We start from the raw sequence: 17,138 nt of genomic DNA on the forward strand, positions 1-17,138 counted from the left end.
GGCACGGGGCGAGTCTGTGCCCATGGTGAACTGCGTCCCCGTCCGACGTAAGGCACTGATCGAATGGGGTATGGACGAACCGAAAGCGACTATTAGACAATGAGTTTCAACAAGGATCGCCGCGGCCAGCGGGGGCGCGGCAAGCGCGATGATTTCGGCAATTTCGATAGCTTCGAACCTGCACCCTACGGCGGCGACAGCTACGGCGGCGGAAACCGCGGTGGCGGCTTCGGCGATCGTGGCGGCTTCGGCGGTGGCGATCGCGGCGGCTTCGGCGGCGGTGACCGCGGTGGCTTCGGCGGCGGTGATCGTGGCGGCGGCGGTGGTTTCGGCGGCGGACGTGGCGGCGGCATGCCCGCACAGGTCGTCGGCGAAGGCAATGGCACGGTAAAATTCTTCAACCCGGCAAAGGGTTTCGGCTTTGTCGCGCGCGACGATGGCGGCGAAGATGTCTTCGTCCACATCAGCGCGGTCGAACAGGCCGGCCTTCAGGGACTCGCTTCGGGTCAGCCGCTCGGCTTCACCCTCGTCGAACGCAATGGCAAGGTGTCGGCCATCGATCTGAAGATCGACGGCGAACCGATGCCGATCGAAGACAGCGCACCGCGCCGTGACGATCGCGGTGACCGTCCGGCGCCCGGCGGCGCTCGCGGCCGTCGTCAGCTGACCGGTGAGCGTACCTCGGGTACGGTCAAATTCTTCAACGCGACCAAGGGCTTCGGCTTTATCGCGCGCGACGATGGACAGGCCGATGCCTTCGTCCACATCAGCGCGGTTCAGCGCGCCGGCATGGCGGGCCTGGAAGAAGGCGACCGTGTCGCTTTCGATATCGAGGTCGACGATCGCGGCAAATTCGCTGCGGTGAACATCCAGCCGCATCAGGATTGATCGGCGGATAATCGAACAAGGAAAAGGGCGGCTCTCGGGCCGCCCTTTTTATTTGTGCAGTCTTCCTCCTGCCGATGGGCAGGGCCCGGCATCAATAGCCCAGCGTCGCCTGCAGAAACCAGATCCGCTGCTGCGTCTCGTCGGCCCATGTATCGACCAGCCCGCTGGTCGCGATGTCGCCATCGGCTTCGGCCGCGGCCTTGACCGCCTTGAGCTGCGTCAGCAGCGTCTGATTATCCTCGGCCAGCGTCTTGATCATCGTATCGGCATCGACGTTCGCGGCGTCATCATCCCTGATCGACTGGCGGCGGCCGATGTCGCCGATCGAACGCAGCGTCGCCGCGCCATTTTTGCGCACCCGCTCGGCGATCAGGTCGGTCGTCGCCAAAATCTGCGTCGCATGTTCGTCGAACAGCAAATGCAGATCGCGAAAGCGCGGGCCCTGGACATGCCAGTGGAAATTCTTGGTCTTGAGATAGAGCGCAAAGCTGTCGGCGAGCAGCGCGTTCAGCGCATCGGCGACCGCGGGCTCATTGTGATTCTGGGGCATGGGTCATCCTTTCTGTTGCCCCAATGATATAGCAGCGCGGGCGCCGAAAGGCCCATGGATGCTCTCGGTTGCTGTTATCGAAAAACTCGATCAGCAACGCAATATCAGGACGATAGTCCGATCAGGCCGAACGCCGCCATCGCGGTGCGGGCACCCCAGAGGATAAGGATGATCGCGCTGCCCCAGCAAAGCAGACGCGCCGCGCGCCGGTCGGCGAGCGGCGGGCCAAAGGCAAGAAAGGGCAACAGCGCCAGCGTCCAGCCGATCAGGCCGCCCGCCGCCGCCCAATAGCCCGCGCCGCTGGTCGCGGCGAGCGCGCCGATCAGAAAATGGCTGCGGTCGCCGAACTGGTCGAGCAACATCCGGGCCATGAGCGACGCGGACGACGCGTCGGCGGCGCGATCGGCGGCGGCCACGGGCCGCCCGCGCCAGAGCAGCGCCGCCGCAGCGGCAAGCAGCGCAAAGGCGACGAGCAGCGCGACCACCCCCTGCCCGATCATCCGGTTGGCGACCGATCCGGCGATCGCTGCGACCACCGCATTGACGATAAAGCTGCCGAAAGCGATCAGCGTGACACGGCGCCGGTCGGCGCGCACGGCCAGCAATCGCGAAAGAAAAACGCCGGTGCGCCCGTCGGCATTGGCGAGCAGCACCGCCACGAGCGCGAGCATGATAGCATCCATGGAAATCGCGCCTGACGCGTCAGCCGGGGTCCGTCAATGGCCCAGCCGCATTGCAACCGATGCCAGCCACGCTTCCTGCACCGCGACGGGCAGCGGCCCGGGAGCACAAGCGGCGTCGCTCATCGCGTCGAGATAGGTCAGAATCGCCGCGCGCTGGCCGCCCGATCCGACGGCCGATTCCAGCCGGCTCGCCAGCGTTTCGACGGCGGCAAAGCCATTGTCGCGCGCAAGGCGGCGGATATCGTCGATGCTCTGGACGATCTGCGACAGCGCGCAATGCGGCAACGCCTCGGCAAGCGCGCCGATCTCGCCGGTGATCCGGCGCTGCATATCGGCAAACGGGTCGTTGTGGCTCAGCATCATCACCCCCTGTATTTACGGGGATCAGAATGCGCGCTTTTGGTTAATGCACCGTTAGCGGTGGCGGGGCAGCCGTTCCTGCGCCTGCTTGTGCCGATACATGTCGCGGTCGGCGGCGGCCAATATGTCCGATTCATTCGCCCCGGTGCGCAGCATCGCGATTCCGAAACAGGCCGACAGCCCGATTTCATGGCCGTCGAAAAAGGCCGGCGTCGCGCTCAGCATCTCGCAAATCCAGCTGACCTGCGTCCGCGCCGCCGTCTCGCTCGACTGGTCGAGGATCAGGCCGAATTCATCGCCGCCGATCCGCGCCGCGACATCGTTCGGGCGGATCGCCGTCGCAAGCCGCGCGGCGATTTCCATCAGCGCGAAATCGCCTGCGGCATGGCCAAAGCTGTCGTTGATCGATTTCAGCTGGTTGACGTCGACAAAGACGACCGCCGCGGATTCGGCGTGACGCTCGAACCGCGCGATGCGCTGGTGAATTGCGGTCAGGAAATAGCGACGGTTGAACAGGGGGGTCAGCGTGTCGCGTTCCGACACCCGCTCCAGTTCGGCGACGGCGATCTTGAGCACGCGGTTTTCGCGGCGAAGCGAGTCGCGCTCCCGGCGCATGTCGCGCAGCTGGTCTTCGATGGAGTCGACGGGCAGCAAGCCGATATGGCTGACTGCGATCCGTGCCCCCCCTACGCTGTCCATTCCAAGATCCCCGGCGTGTCAAATTGCTCGCCGGTGGATGCCGGCGACCATCTCGCGAAAGTCATTAGCTGGCAGTTGATACCAATCCGTAAACGCGCAGGCGTTTGGCGGCGTTGCGCGCGCGAAAGCGAATAGCTAGGGGGGAGGCAGCGGCGATTCATCGCCGAAGAACGGGGCCGAAACAGGGCCGGGGTCAGGAGTATAGGATGATGGGCGATCGCGCGCCGCAGGGCGGAAGCGCCACAGTCAGCGTTGGCGTAATCATGGGCAGCCAGTCGGACTGGCCCACCATGGCGCACGCCGTCCATATATTGGAGGAATTCGGCATCGCGCACGAGGTGCAGATCGTCTCCGCCCACCGCACCCCCGACCGCCTGATCGACTATGCGAAAAGCGCGGCGGCCCGCGGTCTCCGTGCCATCATCGCGGGTGCCGGCGGCGCCGCGCATCTGCCCGGCATGGTCGCATCGATGACGCGCGTACCCGTCCTCGGCGTTCCCGTCCAGTCGGCGGCCTTGAGCGGCGTCGACAGCCTCTATTCGATCGTCCAGATGCCCGGCGGCATTCCGGTGGCGACCTTTGCGATCGGCAAGGCGGGGGCGACCAACGCCGGCCTCTTCGCCGCCGCATTGCTCGCGGGCGAAGACGCCGATCTGGCGGCCCGGCTCGACGCCTGGCGCGCCGCACAGACAGAGGGGGTTGCCACAATCCCCGTGCGCGAGGGCTGATATCTTGCTGCCACCCGGTTCGACCATCGGCATTTTGGGCGGCGGCCAGCTCGGCCGCATGCTCGGTCAGGCCGCCGCCCAGCTCGGCTATCGCATCCACATCTATGCCCCCGACCGCGAAAGCGTCGCCGCCGACGTCGCGGCGCAGCACACGCAGGCGGCGTGGGACGATGAATCGCGCCTCGCCGCCTTTGCCGCGGCGTGCGACGTCGTCACCTTTGAATTTGAAAATGTCCCCGTCGACACCATCCGCTTCCTGTCGGGCCATGTCGCGGTCCGCCCCGGCGGCGGCGCGCTTGAAATCGCGCAGGACCGGCTGATCGAAAAGAATTTCGTCGCTGGCCTCGGCGGCCGCCCGGCTCCCTTCGCCGCGGCGCCGGATCGCGCGGCGCTCGATACCGCACTGGCAGCGGTCGGCACCCCCGCAATCCTCAAGACCGTGCGCATGGGCTATGACGGCAAGGGTCAGGCGCGCCTCGCCAGCCCCGGCGACGCTGACGCGGCATGGGACGCGATCGACCGCCACGCCGCGGTGCTCGAAGGCTTTGTCAGCTTCGCGCATGAATTTTCGGTGCTGATGGTGCGGGGCATCGACGGCGAAACCCGCTTCTGGGATAGCCCGGTCAATGTTCACGAGGGCGGCATCCTCGCCGTCTCCAGCCTGCCGCCGCCGCAGATCGTGATCGATCAGCAGGACGAGGCGCGCGCGCTGCTGGCGCAGATCGCCGACGCGCTCGACTATGTCGGCGTGCTGACCGGCGAGTTTTTCGCGACCGACGATGGTCCGGTGTTCAACGAAATGGCGCCGCGCGTCCACAACAGCGGCCACTGGACGATCGAGGGCGCGGTGACGAGCCAGTTCGAAAATCATATTCGCGCCGTTGCCGGGCTGCCGCTCGGCGACACGACGACCACCGCGCTGCCCGTCGTCATGCGCAATCTGATCGGCGCCGAAATCGACGGCGTGCCCGCGCTGCTCGCCGACGGCGCCGCGCGCGTCCATCATTATGGCAAGGCCGAGGTCCGCGACGGCCGCAAGCTCGGCCATGTCACTTGGGTCGGAACCGCACCTTTATGAACCATCCCGAAATCACGCTGATCCTCGCGCGTGCCAGCAACGGCATCATCGGCGCCGACGGCAAGATGCCGTGGCACCTGCCCGCTGACCTTCGCCGTTTCAAACAGCTGACGATGGGCCGCCCGATGATCATGGGCCGCAAGACCTTCGACAGCCTGCCCGCGCTGCTCGAAGGCCGCCGCCATATCGTGCTGACCCGCGATCCCGACTGGCAGGAGGAGGGCGCAGAGGTGGCCGCCAGCGTCGAGAGCGCGCTGCGCCTTGCCAACGCGCCGCAGGTGATGGTGATCGGCGGCGCCGAAATTTACGCGCTGTTCCTGCCGCTGGCCGACCGCATCGAACTCACCGAAGTCGCGCTGGAGCCCAAGGGCGACGCCGCCATCCCCGCCCCCGGCGCCGAATGGATGGAGATTGCGCGCGAGGATCATCCCGCCGGCGACGCCGGACGCCCCGCCTACAGCTTCGTCACACTCGTAAGGAAAAAATGATGCGCCGCTGGCTGATTGGCATTTTGGTCGTCCTGATCGTCGCGGCGGGCGCTTTCTTCACCCTCGCCCCCGGCATGCTCGAGCGCAGCATGAACAAGGTCGACGGCAAGCCCCTCGCCCAGGTCAGCGAGCGCGCCAAAGCGCTGCACAAGACGCTGACGATCGTCGATCTGCACAGCGACAGCCTGCTGTGGAGCCGCGACTTCCTCGACCGTGCGAAGCGCGGCCATATGGACCTGCCGCGCCTCGAAGAGGGCCATGTCGCGCTGCAGATTCTCGCGAGCACGACCAAATCGCCCAAGGGCCAGAATTACGACGCCAACGGCGGCGACACCGACAATATCACCGGCCTCGTGATCGCACAGCTCCAGCCGGTCCGGACATGGAACTCGCTGCTCGAACGCTCGCTGTGGCACGCCGAAAAGCTGCACCGCGCGGTCGCTGCATCGGGTGGTCAGCTCGTCGCGGTCGCCGATCAGGCCGATCTGAACGCACTGCTCGCCGCGCGGCAGGGCAAGGCTGCGCCGGTCGGCGCGATGCTCAGCATCGAAGGACTGCATGGCCTCGAAGGCGATATCGCCAATCTCGACAAGCTCTACGCCGCGGGCTTCCGCATGGCGGGGCTCACCCATTTCTTCGACAATGATCTCGCCGGGTCGATGCACGGCCTCAAAAAGGGCGGCCTCACCCCGCTCGGGCGCGACGTCGTGACGCGGATGGAGGCCAGGGGGATGGTCGTCGATATCGCCCATTGCTCCAGCGCCTGCGTCGCCGACATCCTCAAAATGGCGCGCCGCCCCGTCGTCTCCAGCCACGGCGGCGTCCAGGCGACGTGCAAGGTCAACCGCAACCTCAACGACGAACAGATCCGTGGGCTGGCCGCAACCGGCGGGCTCGTCGGCATCGGCTATTGGGACGCCGCGGTCTGCGACACCTCGCCCGCGAGCATCGCGAAGGCGATGAAGCATGTCCGCGATCTTGTCGGCATCAACCATGTCGCGCTCGGCAGCGACTATGACGGCGCGACCACCGTGCGCTTCGACACGTCGAAGCTGGTGCAGGTCACGCAGGCGCTGATCGACGCGGGCTTCAGCGACGACGAAATTCGCGCCGCGATGGGCGGCAACGCGATCCGCGTGCTGTCGGCTGGCCTCGTGCCCATCGCCCCGCCCGCCCCGTGATCCGTCTCGACGGCCACGCCCGCATCGAAGAACCGCTGCGCGGCGGCGTCATCGCGCTCGGCAATTTCGACGGCTTCCATGCCGGACATCAGGCGGTCGTCGGCCGCGCCGTCCGCCATGCGCGTGACGAGGGCCGCCCCGCGATCGTCGCGACCTTCGACCCGCATCCGGTGCGCTTCTTCAAGCCCGACGTCGCGCCTTTCCGCCTGACGACGCTTGATCAGCGGCAGGATCTGTTCGCCGCGGCGGGCGCCGACGCAATGCTCGTCCTGCCCTTCGACGCCGTGCTCGCGGGAACGACCGCCGAGGATTTCATCACCCGGCTGCTGCTCGATCGCTACGGCGCCGCCGGGGTCGTCACCGGCAGCGACTTCGTCTTCGGCAAGGGCCGCGGCGGCGATGTCGTCACCCTCGCCGACCATGCCCGCACCCATGGCTTCTTCACCGAAATGGTCGCCCCGGTCGACGATACGCAAGAGGTCGTCTCGTCGAGCCGCATCCGCGACGCGCTGCGGGGCGGCGATTGCGACACCGCCGCGCGGCTGCTGACCCGCCCCTTCACCGTGCGCGGCACGGTCGAACATGGCGACAAGAACGGCCGCCTGCTCGGTTTCCCGACCGCGAACATCGACATGGGCAATTATCTGCGCCCGCGTTACGGCATTTACGCCGTCACCGGTCGCCTGCCGGACGGACGCATCCTCAAGGGCGCGGCGAACATCGGCATCCGCCCCAGCTTCGATCCGCCCAAGGAATTGCTCGAACCGCATTTTTTCGATTTCGCCGAAGATCTGTACGGACAGGAAATCGACGTCGCCTTCCGCGCCTTCATCCGGCCCGAGGCGAAGTTCGACGACATGGACGCCCTGACCGCGCAAATCGCGGCGGATTGCGACGAAGCCAGACGATTGCTGGCCAACATATAATAACCCTCTCCCGACGGGAGAGAGGGGATGGGGGACATATGACCGAAACAACCGACGACTGGGCGGCCGGGCTCACCGCGCCGCCCAAAAAGCCGATGAAGCGCGGCACCAAGATCTTCCTATGGATCTTCGCGGCGATCGTCGGCTGGTTCACCCTCAGTAACGCCAGCTGGCTCGCCCCCGATCCCGTCGGCAAGCGCACGCTGATCGCGCACCGCGGCGTGTCGCAGCTCTTCGATCACACGGGCGTCGGCCGCGACACCTGCACCGCGACGCGCATCCGCCCGCCCGAACATGATTATATCGAAAACAGCCTGCCCTCGATCCGGGCCGCGATCGGCCGCGACGCGAACATGGTCGAACTCGACATCGCGCCGACAAAGGACGGCCAGCTCGCGGTCTTCCACGACTGGACGCTCGATTGCCGCACCGACGGCACGGGCCCGATTCGCGAAGCCACTATGGACGAGCTGCGGAAACTCGACATCGGCCATGGCTACACCGCCGACGGCGGACAAAGCTTTCCGCTGCGCGGCAAGGGCGTGGGCATGATGCCGAGCTTCGACGAGCTGCTGGGCCAGCTTGGTCACCTCTCGCTCCTCATCAACTTCAAATCCCCCGACCCGAAGGAGGCCGAGATGGTCCTCGCCGCCTTCGCCCGCGCCGGCATCGATCCGAACCAGTCGCGCTTCGGCTTTTATGGCAAGGGCAAGCCGATCGCGATCATCCGCGAAAAAGCGCCCAAGGCGTGGGCGATGGACCCCGACAGCGCCAAAAGCTGTACCATGGATTATATCAAATATGGCTGGTCGGGCTGGTATCCGCCCGCCTGCGAAAACAACACAATCATCGTCCCGCTCAACCGCCAATGGGCCTATTGGGGCTGGCCCAAACGCCTGCAGGCCCGCGCGGCGGCGCACAACACCCGCGTCCTGCTCGTCGGCGACCATGGCGACAAGGCCAATGGCCTCGGCCTCCACAATGTCTATCAACTACAGAAAATCCCGGCGAGCTTCACCGGCTATGTCTGGGTCGAGGACATCTACAACCTCGGCCCCGCGCTCCGCCCAAGGCAGAAGTAGAAAGATTCGCGCAGAGGACGCAGAGAAGAAGAGCTGTTCACGCGGAGACGCGGAGGCGCGGAGAAGAAAGATGATCGGCGGCATCGCCGCCCTTATCTCCTTTCCTCTGCGCTCTCTGCGCCTCTGCGCGAATCCCTTTTCCTTCCCTTCCTTCTCCGCGCCTCCGCGTCTCCGCGTCTCCGCGTGAACAACCCTCTTCCTTCCATATCCTGATGGTTCGCAGCCCCCCGACGCCCAATTTCTTTGCTAGCCAGCAAAACTGCGCTAAGCGCCGCCACCATGACCGAAACCACGCCCGCACCCGAAGCTCGCGCCAAAGACACTGTCGATTTCCGCGACACCGTCTTCCTGCCCAAGACCGACTTTCCGATGAAAGCCGGCCTGCCGCAGAAGGAACCGGCGATTCTCGCCAAATGGATCGAGGGCAATCTGGAAGGTCAGATTCGCGAGAGCCGCAAGGGCCGCGACCAGTTCATCCTCCATGACGGCCCGCCCTACGCCAATGGCGACATGCACATCGGCCACGCGCTCAACCATATCCTGAAGGACATGGTCGTCCGGACCCAGACGCTGAAGGGCAAGGACGCGCCTTACGTCCCCGGCTGGGATTGCCACGGCCTGCCGATCGAGTGGAAGGTCGAGGAGCAGTATCGCAAGAAAAAGCTCAACAAGGATGAGGTGCCCGTCGAGGAATTCCGCGCCGAATGCCGCGCCTATGCGCAGCATTGGGTCGACACCCAGCGCGAGCAGCTGAAGCGCCTCGGCATCGGCGGCGACTGGAACAACCCCTATCTGACGATGGATTATGAGGCCGAGGCCACCATCGTGCGCGAACTGCTCAAATTCGCCGCGAACGACATGCTCTATCGCGGTGCCAAGCCGGTGATGTGGTCGCCGGTCGAAAAGACCGCGCTCGCCGAGGCCGAGGTCGAATATGAAGACATCGTCTCGACCCAGATCGACGTGGCGTTCGAGATCATGGAAAGCCCGATCAAGGAATTGGTCGGCGCGCATGCGGTGATCTGGACGACCACGCCGTGGACGATCCCGGTCAATCAGGCTTTGGCTTATGGGCCGGAGGTTGAGTATGTCGTTGTGGCGCCGAAACTTAAGAGTGACGCCGCAGATCGCCAAGACTATTCAGTCCCGGCTTTTGAGCTAGTCGAGAAGCTAATCGCGCATAAGTTTCTCATTGCGCAACCGCTTCTTGCGGAGTTCGAGAATCGCATCCGTAAGACTTTCGAAGCTCAACTTGGCCATTCGCTTGCAGCGGGCAATGTCAATTTTGAGACTACTATTCTGCAATCGGTCAAGGGCGCAGACCTCGCCGGCACCATCGCCCGCCACCCGATGCACGCGCTCGGCGGCTTCTTCGCGCGCCCTCGCCCCTTCCTCGCGGGCGACTTCGTCACCACCGACAGCGGCACCGGCCTCGTCCATATGTCGCCCGACCATGGCGAGGATGACTTCGACCTCTGCAAGGCGAACGGGCTCGACCCCGTCTTCGCGGTCGAAGGCGACGGCAAATATCGCGCAGACTGGGGCTGGCTCGGCGGTCAGGGCAGCGTGATCAACCCGAAATTCAACGCCCCCGACGGCCCGATCTGTTCGGACCTCCGCGAATCCGGCGGGCTGCTGGCGGCCAGCGCGGATTACAAGCACAGCTATCCGCACAGCTGGCGCTCGAAGGCCAAGGTCATCTATCGCTGCACCCCGCAATGGTTCGTGCCGATGGACAAGGTGATGACCCATATCGAGCCCAAGACGCGCGGCGAAAAGCGCTGGGAGAGCGAAGGCGGCGCGATCAACCCGGCGGAGGAAGCGCTCTGCGCCGCCCCGACGCTGCGGCAGGCCGCGATGCACGCGATCGACGAGACGCGCTTTGTCCCCGCCAAGGGCCGCAACCGCATCGGATCGATGGTCGAAGGCCGCCCCGACTGGGTGCTGTCGCGCCAGCGCGCGTGGGGCGTGCCGATCACGCTCTTCGTCGACCGCAAGACCGGCCAATATCTGAACGACCCCATCGTCAACGACCGCATCGTCGCGGCGGTGAAGGAAGGCGGCGTCGACGCATGGAGCGACGCGCGCGCGCAGGAATATCTGGGCAGCGATTATGACGCCGCGAACTACGAACGCATCGTCGACATTCTCGACGTCTGGTTCGATTCGGGCTGCACCCACGCCTTCGTTCTCGAAAGCGGCCGCTGGCCCGCGCTCGTCCGCCACGACGGCGGCACCCACAGCGCCGACCTCTATCTCGAAGGCAGCGACCAGCATCGCGGCTGGTTCCAGTCGTCGCTGCTCGAAAGCTGCGGCACGCGCGGTCAGGCGCCGTACAAGGCGGTGCTGACCCACGGCTTCACGATGGACAGCAAGGGCTTCAAACAGTCGAAGTCGCTCGGCAACACGACCGATCCCGTCAAGGTGATGGAAACCAACGGCGCCGACATCATTCGCCTGTGGGCGCTGAGCGTCGATTTCACCGAGGATCACCGCATCGGCGACGAAATCCTCAAGGGCGTCGCCGACCAGTATCGCAAGCTCAGGAACACCTTCCGCTATCTGCTCGGCGCGCTCGACGGCTTTGGCGATGCGGAACGCGTCACCGATGTTTCGGCGATGCCCGAGCTGGAGCGTTACATGCTCTCGCTCCTCGCCGATCTCGACAAGAAAATGGCGCAGGCGGTCGATGATTTCGACTTCAACAGCTACACGCGCCTGCTCGCCGATTTCTGCAACGAGGATCTGTCGGCCTTCTACTTCGATATCCGCAAGGACGTCCTCTACTGCGACCTCGGCCCCGCCGCGCCGCTCGGCACCGACACGCGCCGCGCGTACCGCACCGTCCTCGACACGCTGTTCCACGCGCTCGTCCGCTACGCGACCCCGGTGCTGGTGTTCACCGCCGAGGAAGTCTGGGGCACGCGCTATCCCGAAGGCGGCAGCGTGCATTTGCTGGAGTGGCCCGAAGTTGATGCGCGCTGGCAGGACAATCTGCTCGGCGAAAAATGGGCCGGTGTCCGCGCCCAGCGTGAAGCCGTCACCGAAGCGATCGAACCTTATCGCCGCGAAAAGACGATCCGGTCGAGCCTAGAGGCCGAAGTCGTCGTTCCCGATCCCACGCTCGATCCGGCGGCACTCGAGGAAATCTTCATCGTATCGGTCGCGCGCGCGGGCGATGCGCTCACGGTAACCCGCACCGAAAACCACAAATGCGGCCGCTGCTGGCGCCACTTGCCCGAGGTCGAGGCCGACGGCAGCTTGTGCAATCGCTGCGACACGGTATTGGACGCCTGATGACCCGTACCCGCTCCCCCTATCTGGGTTTCGGCCTGCTGATCGCGGCCGTCGCCTTTCTGCTCGATCAGGTCAGCAAGTGGATCGTCATCACGCCGCTGTCGCTCGAAGCGAAGCGGTCGATCGAACTCGTCTCTTTCTTCAACCTGACCTGGGCTGAAAATTGCGGCATTTCGCTGTCGATGTTCTCGGCCTGCAACGACACCACGCGCTGGACCCTCGTCGCGGTCACCGCCGCCGTCGCCGCCGCCGTCGCCTTCTGGATGACGCGCGAAAAGGCGAAGGGCGACGTGATCGCGCTCGCGATGATCCTCGGCGGGGCGCTCGGCAATATCGTCGATCGCGTCCGCCACGGCTTCGTCGTCGATTTCGCCGACCTGCATTTCGGCGATTTCCGTCCCTTTCTGATTTTCAACGTCGCCGATGCGTGCATCACCATCGGCGTGCTTTTGCTGGTTGCGCGCGCGCTGCTCTTGGGCGAAAAGGCCCCAGCCGCGGACGGCCAGCCGTCCGCCGATTAACGGGGCGCATAGGAGAGTATTTCAAGTGAACCGGACCACCGCCATCCTTGCCGCCACGATTGCCGCATCCACCCTGTCGGCCTGCGGGTCGAGCAGCCTGTTCAGCCGCGACCGCCCCGATGAAATGATGGTGTCGCGTCAGGCACCCCTCGTCGTGCCGCCCGACTATTCGCTGACCCCGCCCGCCCCCGGCTCGGCGCGTCCCGGCGGCGAATCGACCGCGGAACAGACGCTCCGCGCGCTGTTCGGCGGCCCCGCCCCGCGCAGCGCCAGCGAAGCCGCAGTGATCGGCAGCGCCGACGGCGGCCGTGCCGACCCCGGCATCCGCAGCCAGGTCGGCAGCCCCGACACACAGGTCGTCGACAAGGGCCTCGTCGTCCGCGACATCATCGCCGCCCCCGAAGGCGACGGTCGCGACGCATCCTCGGCGATCCCGGGCGCGTAAAGCCCCACAAAATCCAAAGAGATCGGGCGGCCTCGGCCGCCCTTTTTCATATCCTCTACGCGACCGACGCGCCGCGATTCGGCCTGACCGCGCCTTCTTCGCGCCTTTGCGTGAGCTTTTCCGGTTTCACGCAAAGGCGCAAAGCCGCGAAGAAGAATTGGCTTGCCGGTGGGCTTAGCTGAACAGGCTCGACAGCAGGAACATCGCGATCAGGCTTTCGACCATCGTGCGCGACGCGTGACCAAAGGCGCGGAGCCGCCCGCATTTCAGATGCTGGTTGAACCAGGCGGTCTGCAGAAAGCCGAACCACAAAAGCCCGAAGAAGGCGAGCGCCGCGCCCGCGAGCGCCGACCAGTCGTGCCCCAGCTTGATCAGGATCACCCCTCCGCCCAGCAGCATCGCGAGCACCGCGGCGGCATAGCATTGGCTGTAAAAGGGCGCGCGCAGCGTGTCGCGGTTGACTTGCAGCCCCTGCGCGCGAACCATCCGCGTCGCCATCATCACCGGAAACAGGCTGTACATCACGATGCGCAGGACGATCAGGTCGGTGTTGTTGCTGACCAGCGCCGACAGCCCGACCTTGCTCGTGACCACCGCATTATTACCAACCAGCGCGATCTCGGCGGCGTGGACGATGATCAGCGACAACAGCAGGAACAGCGGCGGCGACAGCGTGTCGCTATATTGCTGGTCGGCGGCGTCGCCCTGCTCGACGTCCGAATAATCCATCATCTGCAACGGACGGACGAGCGTGCGCCACAAGGTGATCGGGTAGAAAATCAGCCACGACATCACCTCGTACAAAAGCTCGTCGAGCGATTGCAGGAGGTTGAAGAAGTTCATGCGCGGCTCCGAACGCAGCGGAAGCAGTCGCTAGCGTCCTTATAGATCGTCATATCGGTTGTAGTCGGAGATCACCACGCGATTGGTAAAAGGCGACAGCTTCAAGTCCTTATCACATCGAGCGCAATAGACAATTTCTCCGCCACTGTGCTTGTTCTTGACGTGCAAGATCGATCTTTTCTTATCCTCAAAGCATGCCGCACAAATTCTGTGAAATGTCTCAGCAGCAGAAAATTCATCGAGCAGATCATAGGTATAGGCACCACCTGTCGACTTGGTTAGTCGATATCTCGACGCAAGAGCTTGCCATTCATCGTTTGACGAAATTTGGCGACGAAAATCCTCGATCTCTCGGTTGAGCGCCGCGATTCGCTCCTTATCTGCCAACGCCGATTCTTGCACTTCCAAAAGTATGCGTTGAATCTCGATAACCGCAAGGTTGCGTTCGGTCTCCGATTTCAGCGCATTTATGCCTTTGGCCAGATCAAAGGCCGCTTTTGCTCCAGATATTGCCCCTGCGGCTTCTCCGAACATTATGCCCTAACCCCCGCCTCCTCGACGCCCGCGCTATTGTGGCGCAGCGCCTTCAGCACCGTATCGACGATCTGCGGCGCGTTCAGCCCCGCTGTGTCATATTGCGCCTGCGGCGAATCCTGATCCTGGAAGACATCGGGCAGGCGCATCGTGCGCAGCTTCAGTCCGGCGTCGATCAGCCCTTCGTCGCTCGCCAGCGTCAGCACATGCGCGCCCAGCCCGCCGATGCTGCCTTCCTCGACCGTCACGCACACCTCGTGATTCGCCAGCGTCTTGCGGATCAGCTCCTCGTCGAGCGGCTTCGCGAAGCGCAGGTCGACCACGCTCGTCGACAGTCCGCGCGCTTCCAGCGTGTCGGCGGCCTTGAGCGCCTCGGCCAGCCGCGTCCCCAGCGACAGGATCGCGACCGTCTTGCCGCTCCGCACGGCGCGGCCCTTGCCGATGGGAAGCTTTTCGGGAACCGCGGGCAGCGCGACCCCGGTGCCATTGCCGCGCGGATAGCGAAAGGCAATCGGGCCGTCGTCATATTCGGCGGCGGTATAAGTCATATGGACCAGCTCGGCCTCGTCGGCCGCCGCCATCACCACCATGTTCGGCAGGGTCGCGAGGTAAGTGACGTCGAACGATCCCGCATGGGTCGATCCGTCGGCGCCGACCAGCCCCGCGCGGTCGATCGCAAAGCGCACCGGCAGATTCTGGATCGCCACATCATGGACGACCTGATCATAGGCGCGCTGGAGGAAGGTCGAATAAATCGCCGCGAACGGCCGCATGCCCTGCGCCGCGAGGCCCGCCGCGAACGTCACCGCATGCTGTTCGGCGATCCCGACGTCGAAGCTGCGCGTCGGATGCGCCTTGGCGAATTTATCGACCCCGGTTCCCGACGGCATCGCGGCGGTGATCGCAACGATGCGCTTGTCGGTCTCGGCAAGTTTCGCCAGCGTTTCGCCAAAGACATTCTGGTACGCGGGCGGTCCCGGCGGGGATTTTGCCTGCTCGCCCGTGACCACGTCGAATTTCTGGACGCCATGATATTTGTCGGCGGCCGCCTCGGCGGGGGCATAGCCATGCCCCTTTTTGGTCACCGCATGGATCAGCACCGGGCCATGGTCGGCGTCGCGCACATTCTCCAATATCGGGATCAGATGCTCCAGATTATGCCCGTCGATCGGCCCGACATAGTAAAAGCCCAGCTCCTCGAACAGCGTCCCGCCCATCGCCATGCCGCGCGCGAACTCGTCGGTCTTGCGCGCCGCCTTGTGCAGCGGCTCGGGCAGCTTGCGCGCGAAGCGCCGTGCAATTTCGCGCAGCTCCAGAAACGGCCGCGACGACACCAGCTTGGCCAGATAGGCCGACAGCCCGCCGACCGGCGGCGCGATCGACATGTCATTGTCGTTGAGAATCACGACCAGCCGGTTGCCGGCCGCCTTGGCGTTGTTCATCGCCTCATAGGCCATGCCCGCCGACATCGACCCGTCGCCGATCACCGCGATCGCGCGGCCGGGCTCGTCCTTCAGCTGGTTGGCGATCGCAAAGCCCAGCGCGGCGCTGATCGAAGTCGACGAATGCGCCGCGCCGAACGGATCATATTCGCTTTCGCTGCGCTTGGTGAAGCCCGACAGGCCCCCGCTGGCGCGCAGCGTGCGAATGCGGTCGCGGCGTCCGGTGATGATCTTGTGCGGATAGCATTGGTGGCCGACATCCCAGACGATCTTGTCGCGCGGGGTGTCGAACACATAATGGAGCGCGGTCGTCAGCTCGACGACGCCCAACCCCGACCCCAGATGCCCGCCGGTCGTCCCGACGGCCGAAATCATCTCGGCGCGCAGTTCGTCGGCGAACTGGCGGAGTTGTTCGGGCTTCAGCTTGCGGAGGTCGGCGGGGACATCCACCGTGTCGAGCAGCGGCGTATGCGGACGTTCGGTCATCTCGCCGTCATAAAGATAAGCGCTGAAACTGTCGAACGAAAAGGCGGTGCCGGTCGCTCAACGCGCACTGGCGGGGTTCCTGATATCCGCCGTCAGCCGCCAGCAATCGGCGGTGCGCTCGAAGATCAAATAGCCGCCCGGTCCGGTTCGTTCGATCAACGTCCCCGGCCCGTCGCCCTCGCCGGGTTCGAAACGCCCCGGAGCCCAGTCGACGCGCTCGATTCCGCCCGACGAAATGTTGAAGTCGACCTGCACAGGGACAAGCTGGCGCGGATCGCCGCCGCCCGGCGCATCGAACTGCCGCGCCGACGCCCCGGTGACATAGGTGAAATCGATCATCACGACCGGAAAATCATCGGCATCCAGATAGCGCGCCACCGGCACCGCCACCGCGCTGCCTGCAACGCCCGTCCTGATCGCCGGCGCGCTATAGCGCTCGCGCACCAGCCGGCTGTTGGCAAAAGGCCAGAGAAAGGCCGAAAAATCGCCGCTGCTGCACGTGGTTTCGGCCTCGTTCAGAAAAAATTGATCGCTTTCGCTCACCGCATTCCCGGCGGCGGCGGCGGCGCTCACCGGCGCCAGCACGCACAATATCGCCGCCAGCGTCCGGCCCAGGCGGGTATTATTCTTCGTCATCGACTCGTTTCTCCTCGGCGGGCGGCGCATCTTTCGCCGCCCCGACCTGCGCATAAAGCCCGCGCACCATCAGGTCTGTGAACACGATCATAACCCCGATCATTCCGATCAAAAGCGCGACCGCCGCGACGGGGAAGGGGCCGAGGGCGTCGATCAACCCGCGACGCGACGCGAGCGCGAGCAGCGCCGCGAGCGCCATCATCGCATAGCCGGCAAAACGCGGCGCGCGGCTCATGCCGCTGGGTCCGCGAAGAAAGGAACGGGAACAGGA

Annotated in this window: 19 protein-coding genes; 10 read left to right on the top strand and 9 right to left on the bottom strand. The window is 64.9% G+C overall.

Annotation, left to right across the window (positions count from 1 at the left end; genetic code table 11):
• The first annotated feature begins 99 nt into the window (after nt 1-99).
• A complete protein-coding gene (locus ACSYDV_RS04650) occupies nt 100-888 on the top strand; it encodes a cold-shock protein (RefSeq protein ID WP_438322566.1) in 789 nt (262 codons plus the stop codon).
• Between the two features lie 91 nt (nt 889-979).
• Here the strand turns inward: ACSYDV_RS04650 and ACSYDV_RS04655 are convergent, their stop codons facing one another.
• From ACSYDV_RS04655 to ACSYDV_RS04670, 4 genes are all read right to left on the bottom strand, one after another.
• Nucleotides 980-1,438 (bottom strand): Dps family protein, encoded by a 459-nt coding sequence (locus tag ACSYDV_RS04655; RefSeq protein WP_438322567.1) that lies wholly within the window; start codon nt 1,436-1,438, stop codon nt 980-982.
• Nucleotides 1,439-1,542: 104 nt separating this feature from the next.
• Entirely contained in the window at nt 1,543-2,121 is a 579-nt protein-coding gene (locus tag ACSYDV_RS04660) for a hypothetical protein (protein ID WP_438322568.1), read from the bottom strand.
• Nucleotides 2,122-2,154: 33 nt separating this feature from the next.
• A complete protein-coding gene (locus ACSYDV_RS04665; RefSeq protein ID WP_438322569.1) occupies nt 2,155-2,481 on the bottom strand; it encodes a hypothetical protein in 327 nt (108 codons plus the stop codon).
• A 54-nt stretch (nt 2,482-2,535) separates the two neighbouring features.
• Nucleotides 2,536-3,180 carry a GGDEF domain-containing protein gene (locus ACSYDV_RS04670; protein WP_438322570.1) on the bottom strand — a complete coding sequence of 215 codons (645 nt, stop codon included), beginning with the start codon at nt 3,178-3,180 and terminating at the stop codon, nt 2,536-2,538.
• A gap of 206 nt (nt 3,181-3,386) precedes the next feature.
• Between ACSYDV_RS04670 and purE the strand changes: the two genes are divergently transcribed.
• The 9 genes from purE (at nt 3,387) to ACSYDV_RS04715 (ending at nt 12,926) form a co-directional block, all read left to right on the top strand.
• Complete coding sequence (gene purE, locus ACSYDV_RS04675) at nt 3,387-3,908, top strand: 5-(carboxyamino)imidazole ribonucleotide mutase (protein WP_438322571.1); 522 nt, start codon at nt 3,387-3,389, stop codon at nt 3,906-3,908.
• A 4-nt stretch (nt 3,909-3,912) separates the two neighbouring features.
• Nucleotides 3,913-4,986, top strand: a complete 1,074-nt coding sequence (locus ACSYDV_RS04680) for a 5-(carboxyamino)imidazole ribonucleotide synthase (RefSeq protein WP_438322572.1) — start codon at nt 3,913-3,915, stop codon at nt 4,984-4,986.
• A complete protein-coding gene (locus tag ACSYDV_RS04685; protein ID WP_438322573.1) occupies nt 4,983-5,474 on the top strand; it encodes a dihydrofolate reductase in 492 nt (163 codons plus the stop codon). Before ACSYDV_RS04680 ends, ACSYDV_RS04685 begins: the two co-directional genes overlap by 4 nt.
• A complete protein-coding gene (locus ACSYDV_RS04690) occupies nt 5,474-6,655 on the top strand; it encodes a dipeptidase (protein ID WP_438322574.1) in 1,182 nt (393 codons plus the stop codon). Before ACSYDV_RS04685 ends, ACSYDV_RS04690 begins: the two co-directional genes overlap by 1 nt.
• Nucleotides 6,652-7,581, top strand: a complete 930-nt coding sequence (locus ACSYDV_RS04695) for a bifunctional riboflavin kinase/FAD synthetase (RefSeq protein ID WP_438322575.1) — start codon at nt 6,652-6,654, stop codon at nt 7,579-7,581. The genes ACSYDV_RS04690 and ACSYDV_RS04695 overlap by 4 nt, the downstream gene beginning before the upstream one ends.
• A gap of 38 nt (nt 7,582-7,619) precedes the next feature.
• Entirely contained in the window at nt 7,620-8,663 is a 1,044-nt protein-coding gene (locus tag ACSYDV_RS04700; RefSeq protein WP_438322576.1) for a glycerophosphodiester phosphodiesterase family protein, read from the top strand.
• A 279-nt stretch (nt 8,664-8,942) separates the two neighbouring features.
• Entirely contained in the window at nt 8,943-11,960 is a 3,018-nt protein-coding gene (locus ACSYDV_RS04705; protein WP_438322577.1) for an isoleucine--tRNA ligase, read from the top strand.
• Nucleotides 11,960-12,481: a signal peptidase II gene (lspA, locus tag ACSYDV_RS04710; RefSeq protein WP_438322578.1), complete on the top strand. Its 522-nt coding sequence runs from the start codon at nt 11,960-11,962 to the stop codon at nt 12,479-12,481. The genes ACSYDV_RS04705 and lspA overlap by 1 nt, the downstream gene beginning before the upstream one ends.
• Nucleotides 12,482-12,506: 25 nt before the next feature.
• Entirely contained in the window at nt 12,507-12,926 is a 420-nt protein-coding gene (locus ACSYDV_RS04715) for a DUF3035 domain-containing protein (RefSeq protein WP_438322579.1), read from the top strand.
• Between the two features lie 174 nt (nt 12,927-13,100).
• On the opposite strand, the gene ACSYDV_RS04720 is transcribed toward ACSYDV_RS04715, so the two are convergent.
• Genes ACSYDV_RS04720 through ACSYDV_RS04740 form a run of 5 tightly spaced genes read right to left on the bottom strand, consistent with a single transcriptional unit; the run spans nt 13,101 to nt 17,102 of the window.
• Nucleotides 13,101-13,769: a hypothetical protein gene (locus ACSYDV_RS04720; RefSeq protein WP_438322580.1), complete on the bottom strand. Its 669-nt coding sequence runs from the start codon at nt 13,767-13,769 to the stop codon at nt 13,101-13,103.
• A 39-nt stretch (nt 13,770-13,808) separates the two neighbouring features.
• Nucleotides 13,809-14,303, bottom strand: a complete 495-nt coding sequence (locus ACSYDV_RS04725) for a hypothetical protein (protein ID WP_438322581.1) — start codon at nt 14,301-14,303, stop codon at nt 13,809-13,811.
• Entirely contained in the window at nt 14,303-16,231 is a 1,929-nt protein-coding gene (gene dxs / locus ACSYDV_RS04730) for a 1-deoxy-D-xylulose-5-phosphate synthase (protein ID WP_438322582.1), read from the bottom strand. Before dxs ends, ACSYDV_RS04725 begins: the two co-directional genes overlap by 1 nt.
• Before the next feature lie 57 nt (nt 16,232-16,288).
• Nucleotides 16,289-16,867, bottom strand: coding sequence for a hypothetical protein (locus ACSYDV_RS04735; protein ID WP_438322583.1), 579 nt, complete (start codon nt 16,865-16,867; stop codon nt 16,289-16,291).
• A complete protein-coding gene (locus ACSYDV_RS04740; RefSeq protein ID WP_438322584.1) occupies nt 16,854-17,102 on the bottom strand; it encodes a hypothetical protein in 249 nt (82 codons plus the stop codon). Before ACSYDV_RS04740 ends, ACSYDV_RS04735 begins: the two co-directional genes overlap by 14 nt.
• Nucleotides 17,103-17,138 lie beyond the last annotated feature (36 nt).

The sequence above is a fragment of the Sphingopyxis selenitireducens genome, assembly GCF_051550705.1.
Taxonomy (GTDB): Bacteria; Pseudomonadota; Alphaproteobacteria; order Sphingomonadales; family Sphingomonadaceae; genus Sphingopyxis.